General features: G+C 69.3%; 22 protein-coding genes and 1 tRNA gene. 16 read left to right on the top strand and 7 right to left on the bottom strand.

The genetic code is table 11. The features are described from left to right. Positions 1 to 61 precede the first annotated feature (61 nt). Positions 62 to 355, bottom strand: coding sequence for a hypothetical protein (locus tag ACZ4UV_RS07545; RefSeq protein WP_351501671.1), 294 nt, complete (start codon positions 353 to 355; stop codon positions 62 to 64). A gap of 423 nt (positions 356 to 778) precedes the next feature. Between ACZ4UV_RS07545 and ACZ4UV_RS07540 the strand changes: the two genes are divergently transcribed. Then, complete coding sequence (locus tag ACZ4UV_RS07540; protein WP_467836342.1) at positions 779 to 3130, top strand: immune inhibitor A domain-containing protein; 2352 nt, start codon at positions 779 to 781, stop codon at positions 3128 to 3130. 121 nt (positions 3131 to 3251) lie between these two features. Continuing rightward, positions 3252 to 3581 (top strand): hypothetical protein, encoded by a 330-nt coding sequence (locus ACZ4UV_RS07535; protein WP_351501667.1) that lies wholly within the window; start codon positions 3252 to 3254, stop codon positions 3579 to 3581. 800 nt (positions 3582 to 4381) lie between these two features. Here ACZ4UV_RS07535 and ACZ4UV_RS07530 read toward each other — a convergent pair. Together ACZ4UV_RS07530 and ACZ4UV_RS07525 are read right to left on the bottom strand one after the other, a co-directional pair. Further along, positions 4382 to 4966, bottom strand: a complete 585-nt coding sequence (locus tag ACZ4UV_RS07530; protein ID WP_351501666.1) for an isochorismatase family protein — start codon at positions 4964 to 4966, stop codon at positions 4382 to 4384. Between the two features lie 148 nt (positions 4967 to 5114). After that, positions 5115 to 6461 carry a nicotinate phosphoribosyltransferase gene (locus ACZ4UV_RS07525; protein ID WP_451017532.1) on the bottom strand — a complete coding sequence of 449 codons (1347 nt, stop codon included), beginning with the start codon at positions 6459 to 6461 and terminating at the stop codon, positions 5115 to 5117. 58 nt (positions 6462 to 6519) lie between these two features. On the opposite strand from ACZ4UV_RS07525, the gene clpS reads away from it, so the two are divergent. The 9 genes from clpS (at position 6520) to ACZ4UV_RS07480 (ending at position 14407) form a co-directional block, all read left to right on the top strand. Next, positions 6520 to 6837 carry an ATP-dependent Clp protease adapter ClpS gene (clpS, locus tag ACZ4UV_RS07520; protein WP_351501662.1) on the top strand — a complete coding sequence of 106 codons (318 nt, stop codon included), beginning with the start codon at positions 6520 to 6522 and terminating at the stop codon, positions 6835 to 6837. Between the two features lie 52 nt (positions 6838 to 6889). Beyond that, positions 6890 to 7495, top strand: a complete 606-nt coding sequence (locus tag ACZ4UV_RS07515) for a DUF2017 domain-containing protein (RefSeq protein ID WP_451017533.1) — start codon at positions 6890 to 6892, stop codon at positions 7493 to 7495. Positions 7496 to 7838: 343 nt separating this feature from the next. Then, positions 7839 to 9287, top strand: a complete 1449-nt coding sequence (locus ACZ4UV_RS07510; RefSeq protein WP_467836334.1) for an amino acid permease — start codon at positions 7839 to 7841, stop codon at positions 9285 to 9287. Between the two features lie 131 nt (positions 9288 to 9418). Then, positions 9419 to 9841 carry a M67 family metallopeptidase gene (locus ACZ4UV_RS07505; protein ID WP_351501655.1) on the top strand — a complete coding sequence of 141 codons (423 nt, stop codon included), beginning with the start codon at positions 9419 to 9421 and terminating at the stop codon, positions 9839 to 9841. Positions 9842 to 10048: 207 nt separating this feature from the next. Beyond that, entirely contained in the window at positions 10049 to 10144 is a 96-nt protein-coding gene (locus ACZ4UV_RS07500; protein WP_345053128.1) for a putative leader peptide, read from the top strand. A gap of 85 nt (positions 10145 to 10229) precedes the next feature. Then, positions 10230 to 10508, top strand: coding sequence for a MoaD/ThiS family protein (locus tag ACZ4UV_RS07495; RefSeq protein ID WP_351720166.1), 279 nt, complete (start codon positions 10230 to 10232; stop codon positions 10506 to 10508). A 7-nt stretch (positions 10509 to 10515) separates the two neighbouring features. Further along, complete coding sequence (locus ACZ4UV_RS07490; RefSeq protein WP_467836329.1) at positions 10516 to 11466, top strand: PLP-dependent cysteine synthase family protein; 951 nt, start codon at positions 10516 to 10518, stop codon at positions 11464 to 11466. Between the two features lie 245 nt (positions 11467 to 11711). Beyond that, positions 11712 to 13784, top strand: coding sequence for a putative Ig domain-containing protein (locus ACZ4UV_RS07485; RefSeq protein WP_451017827.1), 2073 nt, complete (start codon positions 11712 to 11714; stop codon positions 13782 to 13784). A gap of 122 nt (positions 13785 to 13906) precedes the next feature. Beyond that, positions 13907 to 14407 (top strand): hypothetical protein, encoded by a 501-nt coding sequence (locus ACZ4UV_RS07480; protein ID WP_390042638.1) that lies wholly within the window; start codon positions 13907 to 13909, stop codon positions 14405 to 14407. Positions 14408 to 14414: 7 nt separating this feature from the next. On the opposite strand, the gene ACZ4UV_RS07475 is transcribed toward ACZ4UV_RS07480, so the two are convergent. Next, positions 14415 to 14870: a type II toxin-antitoxin system PemK/MazF family toxin gene (locus ACZ4UV_RS07475; protein ID WP_451017828.1), complete on the bottom strand. Its 456-nt coding sequence runs from the start codon at positions 14868 to 14870 to the stop codon at positions 14415 to 14417. Positions 14871 to 15107: 237 nt separating this feature from the next. Between ACZ4UV_RS07475 and ACZ4UV_RS07470 the strand changes: the two genes are divergently transcribed. Continuing rightward, positions 15108 to 15860, top strand: a complete 753-nt coding sequence (locus tag ACZ4UV_RS07470) for an MBL fold metallo-hydrolase (protein ID WP_451017829.1) — start codon at positions 15108 to 15110, stop codon at positions 15858 to 15860. Positions 15861 to 15965: 105 nt separating this feature from the next. On the opposite strand, the gene ACZ4UV_RS07465 is transcribed toward ACZ4UV_RS07470, so the two are convergent. Both ACZ4UV_RS07465 and ACZ4UV_RS07460 read right to left on the bottom strand, forming a co-directional pair. Beyond that, positions 15966 to 17213: a PTS transporter subunit EIIC gene (locus tag ACZ4UV_RS07465; protein ID WP_351490931.1), complete on the bottom strand. Its 1248-nt coding sequence runs from the start codon at positions 17211 to 17213 to the stop codon at positions 15966 to 15968. A 132-nt stretch (positions 17214 to 17345) separates the two neighbouring features. Further along, positions 17346 to 18566: a PTS transporter subunit EIIC gene (locus ACZ4UV_RS07460; RefSeq protein WP_467836645.1), complete on the bottom strand. Its 1221-nt coding sequence runs from the start codon at positions 18564 to 18566 to the stop codon at positions 17346 to 17348. A 247-nt stretch (positions 18567 to 18813) separates the two neighbouring features. On the opposite strand from ACZ4UV_RS07460, the gene ACZ4UV_RS07455 reads away from it, so the two are divergent. The 4 genes from ACZ4UV_RS07455 to rdgB all read left to right on the top strand — a co-directional run bounded on the left by ACZ4UV_RS07455 (position 18814) and on the right by rdgB (position 21057). Beyond that, a complete protein-coding gene (locus ACZ4UV_RS07455) occupies positions 18814 to 19047 on the top strand; it encodes a PTS sugar transporter subunit IIB (protein ID WP_089106674.1) in 234 nt (77 codons plus the stop codon). A gap of 96 nt (positions 19048 to 19143) precedes the next feature. Then, positions 19144 to 19881 (top strand): ribonuclease PH, encoded by a 738-nt coding sequence (rph, locus tag ACZ4UV_RS07450; RefSeq protein ID WP_351490935.1) that lies wholly within the window; start codon positions 19144 to 19146, stop codon positions 19879 to 19881. A gap of 129 nt (positions 19882 to 20010) precedes the next feature. Next, positions 20011 to 20418 (top strand): hypothetical protein, encoded by a 408-nt coding sequence (locus ACZ4UV_RS07445; protein WP_451017830.1) that lies wholly within the window; start codon positions 20011 to 20013, stop codon positions 20416 to 20418. 33 nt (positions 20419 to 20451) lie between these two features. Next, on the top strand, positions 20452 to 21057 hold the full coding sequence (gene rdgB / locus ACZ4UV_RS07440; protein WP_451017831.1) for an RdgB/HAM1 family non-canonical purine NTP pyrophosphatase: 606 nt from the start codon (positions 20452 to 20454) through the stop codon (positions 21055 to 21057). Between the two features lie 41 nt (positions 21058 to 21098). On the opposite strand, the gene ACZ4UV_RS07435 is transcribed toward rdgB, so the two are convergent. Further along, a tRNA-Leu gene (locus ACZ4UV_RS07435) sits at positions 21099 to 21183 on the bottom strand. Positions 21184 to 21376: the final 193 nt, after the last annotated feature.

The raw sequence follows: 21376 nt of genomic DNA, 5'->3' as shown, positions 1-21376 counted from the left end.
CACAAGCAGTCGGCGGGTCCGTCAGTCTCACGGATCCGCCGACTTCGCTCGTGTGCGTGCGTCAGGGCGCGGTGGGCTCCCGCACGGGCTCGGCCGTGGCGGCGGCCACGGTCTCCCGGTGCACGGGGAGCCGCACCTCGGGCGGGGCGATCGGGGCGGGCGTGGACTGTGCGACCGTGCGCGGCCGGGGGAGCGGGACCGTCATGGCCACCAGCAGTCCCAGACCGAGCGCGGCGAGCGCGATGACCGCGATCCCGATGCCCGAACTCGTCTGTGACAGCAGCAGCATGGCGAGCGTCGAGCAGATCACGGTGGCCGAACCGTAGACGAGCTGTGCCGGGGTCGGACGAGGCATGGCAATCGTGTCCTCGGGAGATGTGGGGGTGAGACGGGGAACCGGCCTTGGTTTCCACCGGCTCCCGGGCGTTCCACCGTTCGACTCTATTCGCGTGCATGCCCGAGAGGAACGTCCGGTAAGCGTGACCTAACCCACGGTACCGGTGCACAGGGGGCGCACGGTCGCATGGCATACGGCAACCGGAGGCATATGCGCGCCGGTTGGGCGGGGCGCTTCGGGGGTACCGCGGCGTCCGGTGTCCGTAAAGCGAACTCCTGCTCCGCATAGTGCAGTTGAACTGTCCGAGTCAAGGTCTGTCTTTTCTCGTAAACCAGTAGTCAAATGTCGTCACTTGAATCGACGCGTTGAACGTGCGCGCACGGACCCCCAACCATCACCCGGTCCTCCTTGCCGTGCGCGCGGCGCGGGGGAGGAACTCAAGTGACCAGCAGACCCTGGACGTTCAGAGCGCTCGCCGTCGGCGTGACGCTCGCGACCGCCTCCGTAGGCTTCACCACCTTCGCGGTCGCGCAGACCGCGGCCCCGGCGGCGACCGCCGGCACCGTCGACCGGCACGACCCGTCGACGAAGCAGGAGGAACACGACCTCGACGGCCCCCTGAGCAAGACCCAGGAGGCCCAGCGCCAGGAGGCCCTCGACCAGGTCATATCCGGCAAGGCCCAGGTCAAGGAGCGTGACGGTTCGAAGGTCGTCCAGCTCGAGGGCAAGAAGGGCGACAGCAAGTACGTCGAGCTCGGCCGCGAGAAGACGGACAAGATCTTCACGATCCTGGTGGAGTTCGGCGACCAGACGGACCCGCGGTACGGCGGCACGGCCGGCCCGCTGCACAACCAGATAGCCGAGCCGGACCGCACCAAGGACAACTCCACGGCCTGGCAGGCGGATTACAACCAGCAGCACTTCCAGGACCTCTACTTCGGCACCGGCGAGAACACCGAGTCGCTGAAGAAGTACTACGAGAAGCAGTCCTCGGGCCGCTACTCGGTCGACGGCGAGGTCACGGACTGGGTCAAGGTCCCCTACAACGAGGCGCGTTACGGCAACAACGCCTGCGGCTCCACCACCTGCTCCAGCGTCTGGAACCTGGTGCGCGACGGCCTGAACGCCTGGGTCGCCGACCAGAAGGCGGCCGGCGAGTCCGACGCCGCGATCAAGGCCGACCTCGCCCAGTACGACCAGTGGGACCGCTACGACTACGACGGCGACGGCAACTTCAACGAGCCCGACGGCTACGTCGACCACTTCCAGATCGTGCACGCCGGCGAGGACGAGTCCGCGGGCGGCGGTGCGCAGGGCACCGACGCGATCTGGGCGCACCGCTGGTACGCCTTCGGCACCGACGCCGGCGCCACCGGCCCCGACAACAACAAGCTCGGCGGCACCCAGGTCGGCGACACCGGCATCTGGGTCGGCGACTACACCATGCAGCCGGAGAACGGCGGCCTCGGCGTCTACGCCCACGAGTACGGTCACGACCTCGGCCTGCCGGACGAGTACGACACCAACGGCGGCGACAACTCCACCGGTTTCTGGACCCTGATGTCCTCCGGCTCCTGGCTGGGCACCGGCAAGGAGGCCATCGGCGACCTGCCCGGTGACATGAACGCCTGGGACAAGCTCCAGCTGGGCTGGCTGAACTACGACGTGGCCAAGACCGGCGCGAAGTCCAGCCACAAGCTGGGCGTCGCCGAGTACAACACGAAGGACAAGCAGGCCACGGTGGTCACCCTGCCCGACAAGGCGGTCACCACCACGGTGGTCACCCCGGCCCAGGGCTCGACCCAGTGGTGGAGCGGCAGCGGCGACAACCTCAAGAACACGCTGACCCGTGACGTCGACCTGACCGGCAAGTCGTCCGCGACGCTGAACCTGGACGGCTGGTACGACATCGAGTCGGGCTACGACTACCTCTACACCGAGGTCTCCACCGACGGCGGCGCCAACTGGACCGCCCTGGACGGCACGGTGAACGGGGCGGCCATCCCGCGCGACGGCAGCGACAAGCCCGCGCTCACCGGCTCGATCTCCGCGTACGCCAAGCTGTCCTACCCGCTGGACGCCTACGCGGGCCAGAAGATCCAGCTCCGCTTCCGCTACCAGACCGACGGCGGGGTCGCTCTCAAGGGCTTCGCGGCCGACGAGATCACCCTGACCGCGGACGGCTCGGCGGTCTTCTCCGACAACGCCGAGTCCGCGGACGCGGCTTGGACCGCCTCCGGCTTCTCGCGCATCGGCGCGTCCTTCACCAAGGACTACGCGCAGTACTACATCGCGGAGAACCGCCAGTACGTGTCGTACGACAAGACCCTCGAGGTCGGACCGTACAACTTCGGCTTCTCGACGACGCGTCCGGACTGGGTGGAGCACTACCCGTACCAGAACGGCCTGTTGATCTGGAAGTGGGACACCTCCGAGGCGGACAACAACACCAGCGTCCACCCCGGTACCGGTCTGATCCTCCCGATCGACTCGCACCCGACGGCGCTGAAGTGGTCCGACGGCACGCTGATGCGCAACCGCATCCAGGCCTACGACTCGCCGTTCAGCCTCTACGCGACCGACGGCATCACCCTCCACAAGGCGGACGTGGCGACGAAGATCAGGCAGTCCTCCGGGGTGTCCGTCTTCAACGACCACAAGAGCGACTACTACGACGCCTCGAACCCGACCGGCGGCGTCAAGATCACTGACACCAACACGAAGATCAACATCGTCACGGAGGCCCGGGACGGCTCGACGATCTCCCTCCAGGTCGGCCCCGCGGTGAAGTAATCCGCATTACCGCAGGTCAGACACGTATCGGCGGCGACCCCTTGGCGGGTCGCCGCCGCTCGTGCTTAGGTGCGTCCTGTGGCTTTCTTATTGACACCGACACGCACGGGGGTGTGACCGCATGGCCGCAGGAGGGTTCTGCAAGCTGCCGAACGGCAGAGTGGTGGTGGCGCTGAACCTGCCCAGTCCGACCACCGCGGACAGCTCATCCGCCGTCCGCGTACTGGTCCACGCCCAGAACCGCGCCCGAGCCCTGACGAGGCTCCGCAACCTGGGCATGCGAGCGGTCTACCTGCGGGGCAACGCCGCCCCACCGACCCCGGACGAGATCACCGCCGTCCTCCACCACCCCGACGGCCTCATATGGCGAACCGCCCCTGACAACGGTGTCACGGCCCTGGAACTCTGGAGACCCATCAGATCCCTGCTCCGCCGACCAACAGCAGCCTGACCAGCACTTCCCGACACGGGCCCTCCAGCGCTGCCTGCCAGTTCCGGGCGGTGCAGCCACCCCAGGGGCGCGGGGAACTGCGCGACCAGCCCCCACCGGCCCGCAGGTGGCCACCGGGCGGTCCGGCACCGCCGAGATCCACCGTCGTGGCTGAGCGCCGTGGCGGCGGAAAGAGGGTGACCGGCGGCCCATCAGGGCTGAACACTGAACGCGGGGAGAGCAGCAGCCCCAGGGGCGCCGACGCTGACTCCCGGTGCCGGGCGGTGCAGCCACCCCAGGGGCGCGGGGAACTGCGCGACCAGCCCCCACCGGCCCGCAGGTGGCCACCGGGCGGTCCGGCACCGCCGAGATCCACCGTCGTGGCTGAGCGCCGTGGCGGCGGAGAGAGGGTGACCGGCGGCCCATCAGGGCTGAACACTGAACGCGGGGAGAGCAGCAGCCCCAGGGGCGCCGACGCTGACTCCCGGTGCCGGGCGGTGCAGCCACCCCAGGGGCGCGGGGAACTGCGCGATCAGCCCCCACCGGCCCGCAGGTGGCCACCGGGCGGTCCGGCACCGCCGAGATCCACCGTCGTGGCTGAGCGCCGTGGCGGCGGAGAGAGGGTGACCGGCGGCCCATCAGGGCTGAACACTGAACGCGGGGAGAGCAGCAGCCCCAGGGGCGCCGACGCTGACTCCCGGTGCCGGGCGGTGCAGCCACCCCAGGGGCGCGGGGAACTGCGCGACCAGCCCCCACCGGCCCGCAGGTGGCCACCGGGCGGTTCGTGTCGTCGGAAGCCGCCGTGGTGGCGGAGGCGAGTGTCAGACCACCGGCTTGCCGGTGAGTTCCACGCCCGCTTCGCGGAGTTCTTCCAGGGCGCGCTCCGTGGTGGCCTCGGCCACGCCGGCCGTGAGGGCGAGGAGGACCTGGGTGTGGAAACCCTCTTTCGCGGCGTCCAGGGCGGTAGCCCGCACGCAGTGGTCGGTCGCGATCCCCACCACGTCCACCTCGTCGATCTTGCGGGCCCGCAACCACTCCGCCAGCTTGACCCCGTTCTCGTCGACCCCCTCGAAACCGCTGTACGCCGCGGCGTAAGCCCCCTTGCTGAACACCGCGTCCACCGCCCCGGAGGCGACCGCAGGGGCGAAGTTCGGATGGAAGCCCACGCCCTCCGTGCCGGCGACACAGTGTGCCGGCCAGCTGTGGACGTAGTCGGGGTTGTCGGCGAAGTGGCCGCCCGGCGCGATGTGGTGGTCGCGGGTCGCCACCACGTGGCGGTAGCCGGCGGGCGCCTGCCCGATCAGCTCCGTGATGGCGGCGGCCACATCGGCGCCCCCTGCCACCGCGAGGCTGCCCCCCTCGCAGAAGTCGTTCTGCACATCGACGACGATCAAGGCGCGGCGCATGATAGGTGTCCTTCGCTTTCGATAGCGGGTCCGTCGACGGGGGAGACGCGGAAAGAAGGGGTGCGGGCCCGGCCTGAACCTCCGAGCGTAGAGACTTACGGGGGCGTAGGGGAGGGGGCCTTGCAGGGCACGTACGCGGGCACCCGCTCTAGCTACCCGAGCGCCCCTGTACGTACTCCGTCGGAATGACCGGTTCCCCGCGCGAGAGCTGGGTCGCGGAGAGCGGCAGATTCGCCATGGCCGCCTGGTGCCGGGCGCGCGGCGCGTCCAGGGGTTCACGGGCGACCACCTCGCCGGACTTCACCAGTTCGACCAGCAGCTGCCGGTCGGCCAGGCCGGCCGGGACCTCGCCGGTGCCGACCACCTCGGCCTCCGCCACCCCGTCGGCGTCCAGCCGCCGCGCCGCCCACTTGCGCCCGCCGACGGACGTCTTGCCGCCGGTCGACTTCTTGGCGACCGCCACCAGCGGCGCCTGCGGGTCGGCGGACTCGGCCCGCGCGACCAGCTTGTAGACCATGGAGCAGGTGGGATGCCCGGAACCGGTGACCAGCTGGGTGCCGACGCCGTACGCGTCCACGGGGGCGGCGGCGAGCGAGGCGATGGCGTACTCGTCGAGGTCGGAGGTCACGGTGATCTTCGTGTGCGTCGCGCCCAGCTCGTCCAGCTGCTGGCGCACCCGGTGGGCGACCAGCAGCAGGTCGCCGGAGTCGATGCGGACGGCGCCCAGCTCGGGCCCGGCCACCTCCACGGCCGTACGCACCGCCTCGGCGACGTCGTAGGTGTCGACCAGCAGAGTGGTGCCCCGGCCCAGCGAGTCGACCTGGGCCCGGAAGGCGTCCCGCTCGTGGTCGTGCAGCAGGGTGAAGGCGTGGGCGCTCGTCCCCACCGTCGGGATGCCGTAGCGGAAGCCGGCGGCGAGGTCGGAGGTGGTGGCGAAACCGCCGATGTAGGCGGCGCGGGAGGCGGCGACGGCAGCCAGCTCGTGGGTGCGGCGGGCGCCCATCTCGATCAGCGGGCGGCCCCCGGCGGCCGAGGACATCCGGGAGGCGGCGGCCGCGATCGCGGAGTCGTGGTTGAGGATGGAGAGGATCACGGTCTCCAGGAGCACGCACTCGGCGAAGGAGCCCTCGACCCGCATGATCGGCGAGCCCGGGAAGTAGACCTCGCCCTCGGGGTAGCCCCAGATGTCGCCGCTGAAGCGGTAGCCGGCGAGCCACTCCAGGGTCGGCCCGTCGACGATGTTCCGCTCCGCCAGGAAGTCGAGGACGTCCGTGTCGAAGCGGAAGTTCTCGACCGCGTCCAGGACGCGTCCGGTGCCCGCCACGACGCCGTAGCGGCGCCCCTCCGGCAGCCGCCGGGTGAAGACCTCGAAGACACTCCGCCGCTCGGCCGTACCCGCCTTCAGGGCGGCCTGCAGCATCGTCAGCTCGTACTGGTCCGTGAAGAGCGCCGTCGACGGGACATCCACCGGCAGCCCAAGGTCCGCAGTGTTCATGACGACAGATGCTACACCCCTTCGCGTCAGTGTGACGATTTAGGGCCCGCGTGGCAGCATGGGCCATGTGACGTCACCCGCTCCCGTAGAGATCGAACGCACCGAGTCGGCGGAGGAGACCTTCGCCGTCCCTGAGCCCGACGTCCCGTGGATCACGCTCGTGCACAACGATCCCGTCAACCTCATGAGCTACGTGACGTACGTCTTCCAGACGTACTTCGGCTATCCCAAGGACAAGGCCACCAAGCTCATGCTGGACGTCCACCACAAGGGCCGCGCGGTCGTCTCCAGCGGCACCCGCGAGGAGATGGAGCGCGACGTACAGGCGATGCACGGCTACGGCCTGTGGGCCACCCTCCAGCAGGACCGGAAGTAGCGACCCTCTCCGCCCGGCCCCCGATCAGCTCCGGAAGCAGCGAATCCACTCCATGCCAGGAATCTTCGAACCGCTCCCCGGCGGCGGCGCGGCCGTCGCCCTCGACGACGTCGAGATCTCCATCATCCGGTCGCTGGCCGTCCAGCTCCTGGAGCTCATCGGCCCCGGCCCCGCCGAGGACGCCCCCGACGACCCGCTCGCCGAGCTGTTCGCCGAGGGCCCGAGCGAGGCGCCCGCCGACCCCGTGCTGCGCCGGCTCTTCCCGGACGCGTACAGCGACCCCGAGCGGCTCCCGCAGTCCCCGGAGGAGGCCGAGGAGCAGCAGGCGCACTCCGCCGAGTTCCGCCGCTACACCGAGAACGACCTCAGGGCCGGCAAGCGGGAGAGCGCCCTCGCGGTGATCCGCTCCCTCGACGCCCTCGCCCCGGGGGAGAAGGGTGAGGCGGTCCTCAAGCTGGCGCCCGAGGAGTCCCGGCAGTGGCTCGGCACCCTCACCGACCTGCGCCTCGCGATCGGCTGCCGCCTCGACATCACCGACGAGGACGACACCGACCTCCTCTACCGGCTCCCGGACGAGGACCCGCGCAAGCCGATGGTGATGGCGTACCTGTGGCTCGGCGGCCTCCAGGAGACCCTGGTCGCAACCCTTATGCCGTAGTCCGTCCCGATTGCCTCCCGGTTTCGCGTTCGCTCAGAGGACGCTCAAATCCGGATAACGATCCCGTCACCGTTGCGGCCTGTTATGACCTTTTCGGCCGCACTTTGTCCACTTCTTCCTGTGGTGTGCGCCACAATCCCTCTCGGTGGAATCCGGTGATCAGCGTTGCGACCGTGATAAATCTTCACGACCGCCCGGCGAACACCACCCACGTGTACGTCCGGGTGCGCCACCGAACCGGCCACCACCGGTCAGGCACCGCTCCAGCAATCCGGGGGGATCGAAACCCGATCCGAGGCCGACGAGAGGCCCGGGTCGGCATGGAGAAAGGCGCACACCACACATGACCTCCGCTCAGGTCGACACGTCGGGGAATTCCGCGAATTCCCCGGAAGCCTCCGAAGAGGGGTACGAGCGCGGGCTCGGCAGCCGCCAGGTCCAGATGATCGCCATCGGCGGCGCCATCGGCGTCGGGCTCTTCCTGGGCGCCGGGGCGAACATCGCCAAGGCCGGCCCCAGCCTCATCCTCATGTACGCCCTCGCCGGCGGCATCATCTTCTTCATCATGCGGGCCCTCGGCGAGCTCCTGCTCTACCGTCCGGTCTCCGGCTCCTTCGCCGAGTACTCCCGGGAGTTCCTGGGCCCGTTCTTCGGCTACTTCACCGGCTGGACGTACTGGCTGATGTGGGTCGTCACCGGCATGGCCGAGCTGACGGCCGCCGCGATCTACGTGAACTACTGGTTCCCGCAGGTCCCGCAGTGGGTGACGGCCCTGGTCTTCCTGGTGGTCCTCTTCGGGGTCAACCTGATCTCCGTGAAGGTCTTCGGAGAGCTGGAGTTCTGGTTCTCCATGGTCAAGGTCACCGCCCTGATCGGCATGATCGTGATCGGTCTCGGCGTCCTCACCTTCGGCTTCAGCTCCGCCGGTGACACCGCGTCGGTCGCGAACCTCTACCAGTTCGACGGCTTCTTCCCCAAGGGCGTCGGCTCCTCCCTGATGACCCTTCAGGGCGTCATGTTCGCCTACCTCGCGGTCGAGCTGGTCGGCGTCACCGCCGGCGAGTCGGAGAACCCGGAGAAGACCCTCCCCAAGGCGATCAACACCCTCCCCTGGCGCATCGCCCTCTTCTACGTCGGCGCGCTCACCGTCATCCTGTGTGTCGTCAAGTGGACGGAGTTCGCCCCCGGCGTCTCCCCGTTCGTCGCCGCCTTCGCGAAGATCGGCATCCCGGCGGGCGCCGGCATCGTCAACTTCGTCGTGCTGACCGCAGCCCTGTCCTCCTGCAACTCCGGCATGTACTCCACGGGCCGCATGCTGCGGAACCTGGCCGACAGCGGCGAGGCCCCGGCCGCCTTCCGCAAGCTGTCCGCGTCGAAGACCCCGGCGTTCGGCATCACCGTCTCGGTCCTCTTCATGGGCATCGGCGTGGTCCTCAACTACGTCGTCCCGGAGAAGGCGTTCGGCTACGTCACCTCGGTCGCCACCGCGGCCGGCATCTGGACCTGGCTGATGATCCTGGTCAGCCACGTCCTCTACCGCCGCGCGGTCGACGCGGGCCGCCTGCCCGCGTCCTCCTTCCCGGCGCCGGGCGGCGCGGTGTGCAGCTGGATCGCCATCGCCTTCCTCCTCTTCGTCACCTGCCTGATCGCGTACGACGGCGACTCCCGGGTCTGCCTCTACGTGATGGCCGGCTGGGCGGCCGCGCTCGGCGTCGGCTGGCTGGTCCTGAAGAACCGCAACCCCGAGGTCGCCGAGCGCCGCGAGCCGGCACCGCTGGAGAAGGTGAACTGACCACCCTCCGGGACGCCCGCCGCGGGGAGCACTCGTGGCGCCCCCTGCGGCAGCCGCTCAGGGCGTCCGGCATCCGGGCCGTCCCGTACCACCCACCGGTACGGGGCGGCCCTTTGCTTATCCTGGCGAACATGCTGACCATCACCCAGGCCCTCGTCGACCAGATCGTCGCCCACGCGCGCAAGGACCACCCGGACGAGGCGTGCGGTGTCGTCGCCGGGCCGGCCGGCTCCGACCGCCCCGAACGCTTCATCCCCATGCTGAACGCGGCGATGTCCCCCACGTTCTACGAGTTCGACTCCGGGGACCTTCTCAAGCTGTACCGGGAGATGGACGACCGTGACGAGGAGCCGGTGGTCGTCTACCACTCCCACACGGCGACGGAGGCGTACCCCTCCCGTACCGACATCTCCTACGCCAACGAGCCCGGCGCCCACTACGTCCTCGTCTCCACCGCCGACACCGACGGCCTCGGCGACTTCCAGTTCCGCTCGTACCGCATCGTGGAGGGCGAGGTGACGGAGGAGGAGGTCAGGATCGTCGAGGCGTACTGACTCCCGGCGAGCCGACGCCTGCCTCTTCTCCGCCGCGACGGCGGAGTCCGGCGGTGCGGAGCCGGCCGGTGGTGATCCGCGGGCCGGCGGGGGGTGGTCGCGCAGTTCCCCGCGCCCCAGGTTGGTCATCTCACTCTTCGGCCGGAAAATGTCCGGCATGTGGAATCACACTCCGGAATCGGTACCGGGAATCGATACGATGAGCCCATGGTTCTGAACGACGTGAGCGACAAGGCGCCGGGCATGCTGCTCGTGGCGCGGCTGCACGTCGACCTGTGCAGGCTGAACAGCGCCATCTGTTGACGTTCCCCTGCCGCCGTACGGCCGTGAGCCGCGGCGTGCCGCTGCGCGCCCACCCACCCAGACTTTCCGACAGGAGCCCTGAGCCATGGCCATCGAGGTCCGCATCCCGACCATCCTCCGCCAGTACACCGACGGTCAGAAGGCGGTGGAGGGCAGCGGTGACACCCTCGCCGACCTCTTCAACGACCTCGAGACCCGGCACGCCGGCATCCACGCCCGCATCGTGGACGACGGCAAGCTGCGCCGCTTCGTGAACGTGTACCTGAACGACGAGGACGTCCGTTTCGTCGACGGCATCAACACCAAGCTCACCGACGGCGACACCGTGACGATCCTGCCGGCGGTCGCCGGCGGCATGGCCTGAGATCGGCATGCGCTACGACTCCCCGTTGGCCGCGGTCGGCAACACCCCCCTGGTGCGCCTGCCGCGGCTCTCGCCGTCCGCCGAGGTCCGGATCTGGGCCAAGCTGGAGGACCGCAACCCGACCGGCTCGGTCAAGGACCGTCCCGCCCTGCACATGATCGAGCAGGCGGAGAAGGACGGCCGGCTCACTCCCGGCTGCACCATCCTGGAGCCGACGTCGGGCAACACCGGCATCTCGCTCGCCATGGCGGCCAAGCTCAAGGGCTACCGCATGGTGTGCGTGATGCCCGAGAACACCTCGCAGGAGCGCCGGGACCTGCTCGGGATGTGGGGCGCGGAGATCATCTCCAGCCCGGCCGCGGGCGGGTCCAACACCGCCGTACGAGTGGCCAAGGAGCTGTCCGCCGAGCATCCCGACTGGGTGATGCTCTACCAGTACGGCAACCCGGACAACGCCGGTGCGCACTACGCGACCACCGGTCCGGAGATCCTCGCCGACCTGCCGTCCGTCACGCACTTCGTCGCGGGGCTCGGGACGACCGGCACGCTGATGGGTGTCGGGCGGTACCTGCGCGAGCACAGGCCCGACGTGAAGATCGTCGCCGCCGAACCCCGGTACGACGACCTCGTGTACGGGCTCAGGAACCTCGACGAGGGCTTCGTGCCCGAGCTGTACGACGCCTCCGTGCTCACCACCCGCTACTCGGTCGGCTCCGCGGACGCCGTGACCCGGACCCGGGACCTGCTCCAGCAGGAGGGCATCTTCGCGGGCATCTCCACCGGTGCCGCGCTGCACGCCGCGATCGGCGTCGGGAAGAAGGCCGTACTTGCCGGCGAGAGCGCGGACATCGTGTTCGTCGTCGCCGACGGCGGCTGGAGGTACCTGTCGACCGGCGTGTACACCGCCGCCACGACCGAGGAAGCCATCGAGACCCTCCAGGGTCAGCTCTGGGCATAGCGCTCATCATGTACGCGCCAACCCCCCTCTATGAGGGGGCTAAGCGCTGCCTATGACGGAGCAAAGATCTTCGCCGGGGGGAACCGGTCCCCGGTGAACCCCGCTAGGTTCCTCACCGTCCTGTCATGCCACGCTCGTCGGCATCCCAGGGTGTTCGAAGTGTCATGCTCATGACGCCGCACTCTGCCGCCGCTACGCGCGTCACGGGCCTGCCTTGTAACCCCACCGATGGAGGCAGTACCCCCATGCGTGAATCACGACGGAGCCTGCGAAGACTTCTGGCCTTCGCGTTCCCCGCCCTCGCCCTCGCCGTCTCCGGATTCGTCGCGGCACCGGCCGCACAGGCACAGGCACACACCGTCTCCCCCCAGGCCACCGCCCAGACCACCCGGGCCGCCCAGAACGCCAAGGCCCTGACCGACCCCGCCCGGCAGGCCGTGCACAGCACCGGCAAGGCCGGGCAGAAGGTGCCCACCAAGCACCTGTGCGCCACCGCCGCCAAGCCCGGTGAGGTCAACTGCTTCGCGCAGCGCCGCACCGACATCAAGCAGCAACTGGCCTCGGCACTCGCCGCCGCGCCCTCCGGCCTGAGCCCGACCAACCTGCACAGCGCCTACAACCTGCCCTCCACGGGCGGCTCCGGCCTGACCGTCGCCGTGGTCGACGCCTACAACGACCCGAACGCCGCCTCGGACCTCGCCACCTACCGCTCCACGTACGGCCTGTCGGCGTGCACCGTCGCCAACGGCTGCTTCAAGCAGGTCAGCCAGACCGGTTCGACGACCTCGCTGCCCACGAACGACTCCGGCTGGGCCGGCGAGGAAGCGCTCGACATCGACATGGTCAGCGCCGTCTGCCCGAACTGCAACATCATCCTCGTCGAGGCCAACTCCGCCACCGACTCCGACCTCGGCACCGCCGAGAACGAGGCCGTCGCGCTCGGCGCCAAGTTCGTCTCCAACAGCTGGGGCGGCTCCGAGTCCTCCTCCCAGACCAGCGAGGACACCTCCTACTTCAAGCACCCGGGTGTCGCGATCACCGTCTCCGCGGGCGACTCCGACTACGGCGCCGAGTACCCGGCGACCTCCCAGTACGTGACCGCCGTCGGCGGCACCGCGCTCTCCACCTCCTCCAGCACCCGCGGCTGGACCGAGTCCGTGTGGAAGACCAGCTCCTCCGAGGGCACCGGCTCCGGCTGCTCCGCCTACGACGCGAAGCCGAGCTGGCAGACCGACACCGGCTGCACCAAGCGCATGGAGTCCGACGTCTCCGCGGTCGCCGACCCGGCCACCGGCGTGGCGGTCTACGACACCTACGGCGGCTCCGGCTGGGCGGTCTACGGCGGCACCAGTGCCTCCTCGCCGATCATCGCCGGCGTCTACGCCCTCGCGGGCACCCCGGGCTCCAGCGACTACCCGGCGAAGTACCCCTACTCGCACACCAGCAACCTGTACGACGTCACCAGCGGCAACAACGGCTCCTGCTCGACGTCGTACTTCTGCACCGCCGGCACCGGCTACGACGGCCCGACCGGCTGGGGCACCCCGAACGGCACCACCGCCTTCGCCTCCGGCACCAGCACCGGCAACACGGTGACCGTCACCAACCCCGGCAGCCAGTCCACCGCCACCGGCAGCTCGGTCAGCCTCCAGATCTCGGCCTCCGACAGCGCGGGCGCGACCCTCACCTACAGCGCCTCCGGCCTGCCGACCGGCCTGTCCATCTCCAGCTCCACCGGCCTGATCTCCGGTACGGCGTCCACCGCGGGCACCTACAGCACCACCGTCACCGCGACCGACTCCACCGGCGCCTCCGGCTCGGCCTCCTTCACCTGGACCGTCAGCACCAGCGGTGGCGGCACCTGCACCTCCACGCAGTTGCTGGGCAACCCGGGCTTCGAGTCGGGCAACACCACCTGGACGGCGTCCAGCGGTGTCATCACCAACTCCAGCAGCGAGGCGGCCCACGCGGGCTCGTACAAGGCCTGGCTCGACGGCTACGGATCGACCCACACCGACACGCTGTCCCAGTCGGTGACGATCCCGTCCGGCTGCACCGCCACCACGTTCACCTTCTACCTGCACATCGACACGGCCGAGACCACCACCAGCACCCAGTACGACAAGCTGACGGTCACTGCCGGTTCGACCACGCTGGCCACGTACTCCAACCTCAACGCGGCCTCCGGGTACGTGCAGAAGTCCTTCAGCCTCGGGTCCTACGCGGGCTCGACCGTCACCCTGAAGTTCAGCGGTGTCGAGGACTCCTCGCTCCAGACCAGCTTCGTCGTCGACGACACCGCCGTCACGACCGGCTGACCCCGCCCCTGAACTGACCGGATCCCGCACCCGGAAGCCGTCCGGGTGCGGGATCCGTATGACCGGGAGATACGTCATATCGGCACCAAGGGTCCGTTCCCCGACGGAAAGGCGGACACCCCATGCGCCGTACGACGTTCCACCGCACGTCGCTCGCCGCGGCGAGCCTGCTCCTGCTGGCGGCCTGCGGCTCGCAGAGCGGGGGCGACGACAAGGGCAGCGGCGCGGTGTCCCCGAAACCGACGCCGACCCCCACCTCGACACCGAGCCCCTCCGCCGGCGGTTCATCCGCCGGCTGCACGCCCCTGACCTCCGAACTCACCGCCGCCGACAGCGGCCGTACCTTCTGCCTGGCCCACGACGGCACCTTGCGGGTCACCCTGACCGGCTCCGAGCAGCGCCCCTGGAAGAAGATCGCCGAGGCCGGGGACACGGCCGCCCTCCAGGAGACCAACTACGGGATCATGCTCCGCGGCGGCGACGCCGGATCCGCCTACCGGGCGATGGCCGCCGGGACCGTCACCCTCTCCTCCACCCGCCCCCTGTGCGCCCAGCCCACCGCGCCCGGCGGGGTCTCCTGCAAGGGGATCGAGGAGTGGAGGGTCACCGTGCGGGTGAGCTGAGCCCGCCCTAGGCGAGGTGCCGCACCTGGTCCCACAGCACCGGGTCGACCACGCCCACCCGGCGCCGGAACTCCCACACCGCGATCTCGCGCAGCTCGTCCGTCTCCAGGAAGCTCGGCCGGCCCTGGGCGTCCCCGACCGAGCCCGGCGGCAGCGGGATCACCCCGGCGCGCTCGTCGTGGTACTTGCTGGTGATCTTCGCGATCGTCGCCCGGCTGCCGTGCACGGCCAGCACCAGGCACGGACGGTCCTTGGCGCCGGGACCGTCCTCGTAGGGCACGTTGGCCCACCAGATGTCCCCCGGACGGGGCCGTCCGGTCTGCGTGCGCGTGCCGCGCGGATGCCCCGGGGGGCGGGTGCGGTGTCCGCGCGGCCGGTGGCCTCTGCCCCAGCCGTCGACGAGCGTGGCGACCAGCGCCAGCAGGACGACTGCCGCGAGTGCGAGCCACCATGACGTGTCCATACGACGACGTTACCGGCGCGAGATAATCGATGCGCGCCCTTGCGCGATCCTTATGCGCCCCCGGTCCAGCCGAACCGGTGACACCACAGGTGAGTTCGCCCACAACGGCCCCTGGCGGAGGAGCGACCGGCTCTTTTGCGCCTTACGCTCGACAAACCGCACGACCCCCGTCATGCCCTTTTTCCCGACTCCAGTTCCCAGCGCATCTGGGTTTCCGCCAACGGAGGTTTCTGCTTCATGAAGCTCACCGTCGTCGGCTGCTCGGGGTCGTTCCCGTCCGCGGAATCGGCCTGTTCGAGCTACCTCGTAGAGGCCGACGGCTTCCGGCTGCTCCTCGACATGGGCAACGGCGCCCTGGGCGAGCTGCAGCGCCACTGCGGTCTCTACGACCTCGACGCGATCTTCCTGAGCCATCTGCACGCCGACCACTGCATCGACATGTGCGCCTACTTCGTGGCGCGCTACTACCGTCACGACGGCGGTCCGTGCCCACCGATCCCGGTCTACGGCCCCGAGGGCACCGAGCACCGGCTCACCACCGCCTACGCCGACACCCCCACCGCCTCCTCGATGAGCGAGGTGTTCGACTTCCACACGGTCAAGCCGTCCACGTTCGACGTCGGCCCCTTCACGGTCCACACCGAGCGGGTCCGCCACCCCGTGGAGGCGTACGGCATCCGCGTCGAGCACGCCGGGAAGTCCCTGACGTACTCCGGCGACACAGGCCTCACCCCGACGCTGGAGGACCTGGCCCGGGACACCGACCTGTTCCTGTGCGAGGCCGCCTTCACGCACGGCAAGGAGAACATCCCGGACCTGCACCTCAACGGCCGCGAGGCCGGTGAGACCGCCGCCCGCGCCGGCGCCCGCCGCCTGGTCCTCACCCACATCCCGCCGTGGACCGACCCCGCCGTCAACCTCGCCGACGCCGGCGAGGTCTTCGACGGCCCGGTGGAACTCGCGGCGCCGAGGGCGACGTACGAGATCTGACGCGCGTACAGCGTTCAGGGCCGTACGACGAGAAGGCGGCCGTACGACGAGAAGGCCCCCGCAGCCGCCGGGCTGCGGGGGCCTTCGCCACACCGTGGAGGGGGCTCACGCCTTCGTGAGGTCCTCGATCTCCTCCTCGGGCTCGCGGCCCGGGGTGGGGAGGTTGAAGCGGATGATGGCGAAGCGGAAGACGAAGTAGTAGATCGCCGCGAACACCAGGCCGATCGGGATGATCAGCCAGGGCTTGGTCGCCAGGTTCCAGTTGAGTATGTAGTCGATGACACCCGCGGAGAAGGTGAAGCCCGCGTGCACCCCGAGCGCCCAGGTGATCGCCATGGACAGGGCGGTGAGCACCGCGTGGATCGCGTACAGCAGCGGCGCGATGAACATGAACGTGAACTCGATCGGCTCGGTCACACCGGTCACGAAGGAGGTCAGGGCCATCGACAGCATCATGCCCATCACGGCGGCGCGGCGCTCCGGGCGGGCAGTGTGCGCGATGGCGAGGGCGGCGGCCGGGAGGCCGAACATCATGATGGGGAAGAAGCCGGACATGAACTGACCGGCCGTCGGGTCACCGGCGAAGAAGCGGGTGAGGTCACCGTGGACGATCGTGCCGGACGCGGTCTTGTAGTCGCCGATCTGGAACCAGGAGACCGTGTTCACGAACTGGTGCATGCCGACCGGGATCAGCGCACGGTTGATCAGACCGAACAGACCGGCACCGAAGGCGCCGAGACCGGTGATCCACTTGCCGAAGTCGGAGATGCCGTCACCGATGGGCTTCCAGACCAGGCCGAAGAAGACACCCATGATCGTGCCGACGAAGGCCATGATGATCGGAACGAGCCGGCGGCCGTTGAAGAAGCCGAGCCAGTCCACCAGCTTGGTCCGGTGGAAGCGCTGCCAGACCACCGCGCCGAGCAGACCCATCACCAGGCCGCCGAGCACACCGGGGTTGTTGTAGGTCGCGGCGATGTCAGCGCCCGCCTGGACCTTCGCGTCGGTGACGGGGAACGCGGTGAGGACGTTCTTGTAGACAAGGAAGCCGACCAGCGCGGCCAGTGCGGTGGAGCCGTCCGCCTTCTTGGCGAAGCCGATCGCGACACCGACGCAGAACAGCAGCGGGAGGTTGTCGAAAATCGCGCCACCCGCAGTGGCGAACACCGCCGTGACCTTGTCCGGCAGGTGCAGCTTGTCGTGGATGTCCTGCTGGCCGAAGCGGAGCAGCAGGCCCGCCGCCGGCAGCACGGCGATGGGGAGCTGAAGGCTGCGGCCGATCTTCTGCAGGCCCTGGAAAAGACCGGATCCCCACTTCTTTGTGGGGGCCGCCGTCGCGGTGGCGGTTGTCATACTTCCTCCATCGGTGGTGGTCTACACCACTCAGTGGTGTAGACCTGTTGTACACGATGGGGGCGATATAAGGAACCCGTCAATTCCGCAACCGGAGCACTACGCGGCGTATGCCATTCGGCCACCGGCTGCTCAGGCCTCGGTGACGTCCTCCACCTCGTCCTCCGGTTCCCTGCCCGGGGTCTTCAGGTCGAACCGCGTGATGGCGAACCGGAAGATCACGTAGTAGACCGCCGCGAAGCACAGCCCGATCGGAACGATCGCCCAAGGTCGCGTCGCCAGGTTCCAGTTGATGACGTAGTCGATGAGCCCCGCCGAGAAACTGAACCCGTCGTGCACCCCCAGCCCCCACGTCACCGCCATCGACACCCCCGTCAGCACCGCGTGCACCCCGTACAGCAACGGCGCGACGAACATGAACGAGTACTCGAGCGGCTCGGTGATGCCCGTCACGAACGACGTCAGCGCCACCGACAGCATCAGACCGCCGATCTCCTTGCGCCGGTGCGGCCGCGCACAGTGCGTCATGGCGAGCGCGGCGGCCGGCAGCGCGAACATCATGACCGGGAAGAACCCCGACGTGAACTGACCCGCGCTCGGATCACCCGCCAGGAACATGTTGATGTCGCCGTGCACCGTCTGCCCCTCGGGCGTGGTGTAACTGCCGAACTGGAACCAGATGGGCACGTTCAGGAACTGGTGCAGCCCCACCACCAGCAACGCCCGGTTCGCAAGCCCGAACACCCCCGCACCCCACGACCCCGCGTCCCGCAGCCAGTGACTGAAACTCTCCAGACCGCCACCGACCGGCGGCCAGACCCACAGGCACAACGCGGCGAACGCGATGGCCACGAACGACATGATGATCGGGACCAGCCGCCGCCCGTTGAAGAACCCCAGCCAGTCCACCAGCCTCGTCCGGTGGTACCGCACCCAGAAGAACGCCGTCAGCAGCCCCAGCGCGATCCCGCCGAACACCCCCGGATTCTGGAACGTGAACGCCGACACCGACCCGTCGCGCACCTGGCACCCGATCCCCGGCAACGTCCTCGACCCGCCGGGACAGTCCTCCGGGAACTGGTGCAGCACCCCGTAATAGACGAGAAAGCCCGCCACCGCCGCCAGCGCCGTCGAACCGTCGGCCTTCCTCGCCATCCCGATCGCGACCCCGACGCAGAACAGCAACGGCAACCCGACCGAACCGTCGAGCAGTGCCCCGCCCGCCCCCTTCATCACCTTGGAGACCGCCGTCCAGCCCAGCCCCTGCTCACCGAACACGTCCGGCTGGCCCAGCCGGTTCAGGATCCCCGCCGCCGGCAGCACCGCGATCGGCAGCTGAAGACTGCGGCCCATCTTCTGCAGCCCCTGGAAGAGGGCGTGCCACCGTTCCCGCGCGGGACCGACCGTACTGTCGGCGCTCTCGGCACTCACGGGCGTCTCCTCCGGGGTTTGTCGACCGCCCACCAGCTGGTGTAGACCAGTCGACAGACGGTTCCGCCGCGCTGCTCGCCATCATTCGGCACGCGCGGTACGACCGCTCGCAAAGATGGGCCAACTGTGGGTTACTGCGACAAAGCGGTTCGGATCAGGGAGAAGGAACATGGCCAGCAAGGCTGAGAAGATCGTCGCCGGCCTCGGCGGAATCGAGAACATCGACGAGATCGAAGGCTGCATCACCCGGCTGCGCACCGAGGTCCACGACGCCTCGCTGGTCGACGATGCCGCCCTCAAGGCCGCCGGCGCGCACGGCGTCGTCAAGATGGGCACCGCCATCCAGGTCGTCATCGGCACCGACGCCGACCCGATCGCCGCGGAGATCGAAGACATGATGTGAGCCCACGGGCTCACCGGGCGCACCGGGTTCACCGGCAAGGGGCTCTTCCCCTCCTGGGGAGGAGCCCCTTCCCGCGCTCCGGATAGGCTCGTCGCCATGTCTCGAATCGACGGCCGCACCCCCGAACAACTCCGCCCGGTCACCATCGAACGCGGCTGGAGCAAGCACGCCGAGGGCTCCGTCCTCGTCTCCTTCGGCGACACCAAGGTCTTCTGCACCGCCTCCGTCACCGAAGGCGTCCCCCGCTGGCGCAAGGGCAGCGGCGAAGGCTGGGTCACCGCGGAATACGCCATGCTCCCCCGCGCCACCAACACCCGCGGCGACCGCGAGTCCGTCAAGGGCAAGATCGGCGGCCGCACCCACGAGATCTCCCGCCTCATCGGCCGCTCCCTGCGCGCCGTCATCGACTACAAGGCCCTCGGCGAGAACACCATCGTCCTCGACTGCGACGTCCTCCAGGCCGACGGCGGCACCCGCACCGCCGCCATCACCGGCGCCTACGTCGCCCTCGCCGACGCCGTCACCTGGGCCAGGGAACGCAAGCTCATCAAGGCCGGCCGCCAGCCCCTCACCGGCACCGTCTCCGCCGTCTCCGTAGGCATCGTCGGCGGAGTCCCCTTGCTGGACCTCTGCTACGAGGAGGACGTCAAGGCCGAGACCGACATGAATGTCGTCTGCACCGGCGACGGCCGCTTCGTCGAGGTCCAGGGCACCGCCGAGGCCGAACCCTTCGCCCGCGACGAACTCAACGCCCTCCTCGACCTCGCCGTCGCCGGCTGCACCGACCTGGCCACGATCCAGCAGGCGGCGCTCGAAGAGGCACTCAAGAAGTAAAAGGGAAGGAAAAGGGCGAGGTGAGAAGGGGGCAACCCCGGCGGCCCACTCCGCGTCCCTATGAATACGGGCGCACGGCACGTACAACCGTGCGCCCGGCCAGCCGTACCACGGGGAGGGAACACCACCATGGCCGCCAGCCGACGCCGAGGACGCCGTCGCGTCACCACCATCGCCGCCGCAGCCGCGACCGCCGCACTCACCACCGCCCTCCTCACCGGCTGCGACTCCGTCAACACGGCACTGGACTGCGTCCGCACCGCCGACTCCATCGCCGACAGCGTCACCGCCCTCCAGCAGGCCGTGGAGAACGCCGCGAACGACCCCACCCGCACCGAGGCCTCCCTCGACTCCATCCAGCAGAACCTCAAGAAGATCGGCGACAAGACCGACGACGCCGACGTCAACAAGGCCGTCGACCACCTCCAGCAGGCCGTCGACAACGTCCGCACCGCCGTCAGGAACGGCGACTCCACCCCCGACGTCACCCCGGTCACCGACGCCGCCGGCGAACTGACCAAGGTCTGCACGCCGTAAAACACCGCCCCGGCCCTTGCGATACTGCTGGACATGACGACCCGCCTGATCCTCGCCACCCGCAACGCCGGAAAGATCACCGAGCTGCACTCGATCCTCGCGGCGGCGGGACTGCCCCACGAACTGGTGGGCGCGGACGCGTACCCCGACATCCCCGACGTCAAGGAAACAGGCGTCACCTTCGCCGAGAACGCGTTGCTGAAGGCCCACGCCCTCGCCCAGGCCACCGGCCTCCCCGCCGTCGCCGACGACTCCGGCCTCTGCGTCGACGTCCTGAACGGCGCCCCCGGCATCTTCTCCGCCCGCTGGGCAGGCCGCCACGGCGACGACAAGGCCAACCTGGACCTGCTCCTCGCCCAGCTCTCCGACATCGCCGAGGAACACCGGGGCGCCCACTTCGCCTGCGCGGCGGCGCTGGCCCTGCCGGACGGCACGGAGCGAGTGGTCGAGGGCCAGCTGCGGGGCATCCTCCGGCATGCGCCGACGGGCACGAACGGCTTCGGCTACGACCCGATCCTCCAGCCCGAGGGCGAGACGCGCACGTGCGCCGAACTGACCCCCGCCGAGAAGAACGCGATCAGCCACCGGGGGAAGGCGTTCCGGGCGTTGGTGCCGGTGGTGCGGGAGCTGTTGGGCTGAGAACGGAAGAGGGGCCGCCCGTGAAGGTGGCCCCTCGCATGTGCGGTCGGTGGGACTCGAACCCACACGGGATTTCTCCCACGGGCACCTAAAACCCGCGCGTATCGCCTATTTCGCCACGACCGCCCCAAAACGGACATTTCTCGGAGCTGCCGTTTTGCTTGGCCCAGTGTACGGGGCTACGCCTCTCTTCGCGTGCCTCCTCGGTACCAGGCGCTCGTGACCGCATGGCAGTTGGGGCGCGGCAGCCGCAGGTTCTCGATGCGGTCGTCCCGCCGGTTCCCTCCGTCTGCGGCCGCGTGTTCGCGAAACGGCTTGC

The sequence above is a fragment of the Streptomyces sp. NPDC028289 genome (assembly GCF_055565975.1).
This window is presented reverse-complemented; position numbering and strand designations above follow the sequence as displayed.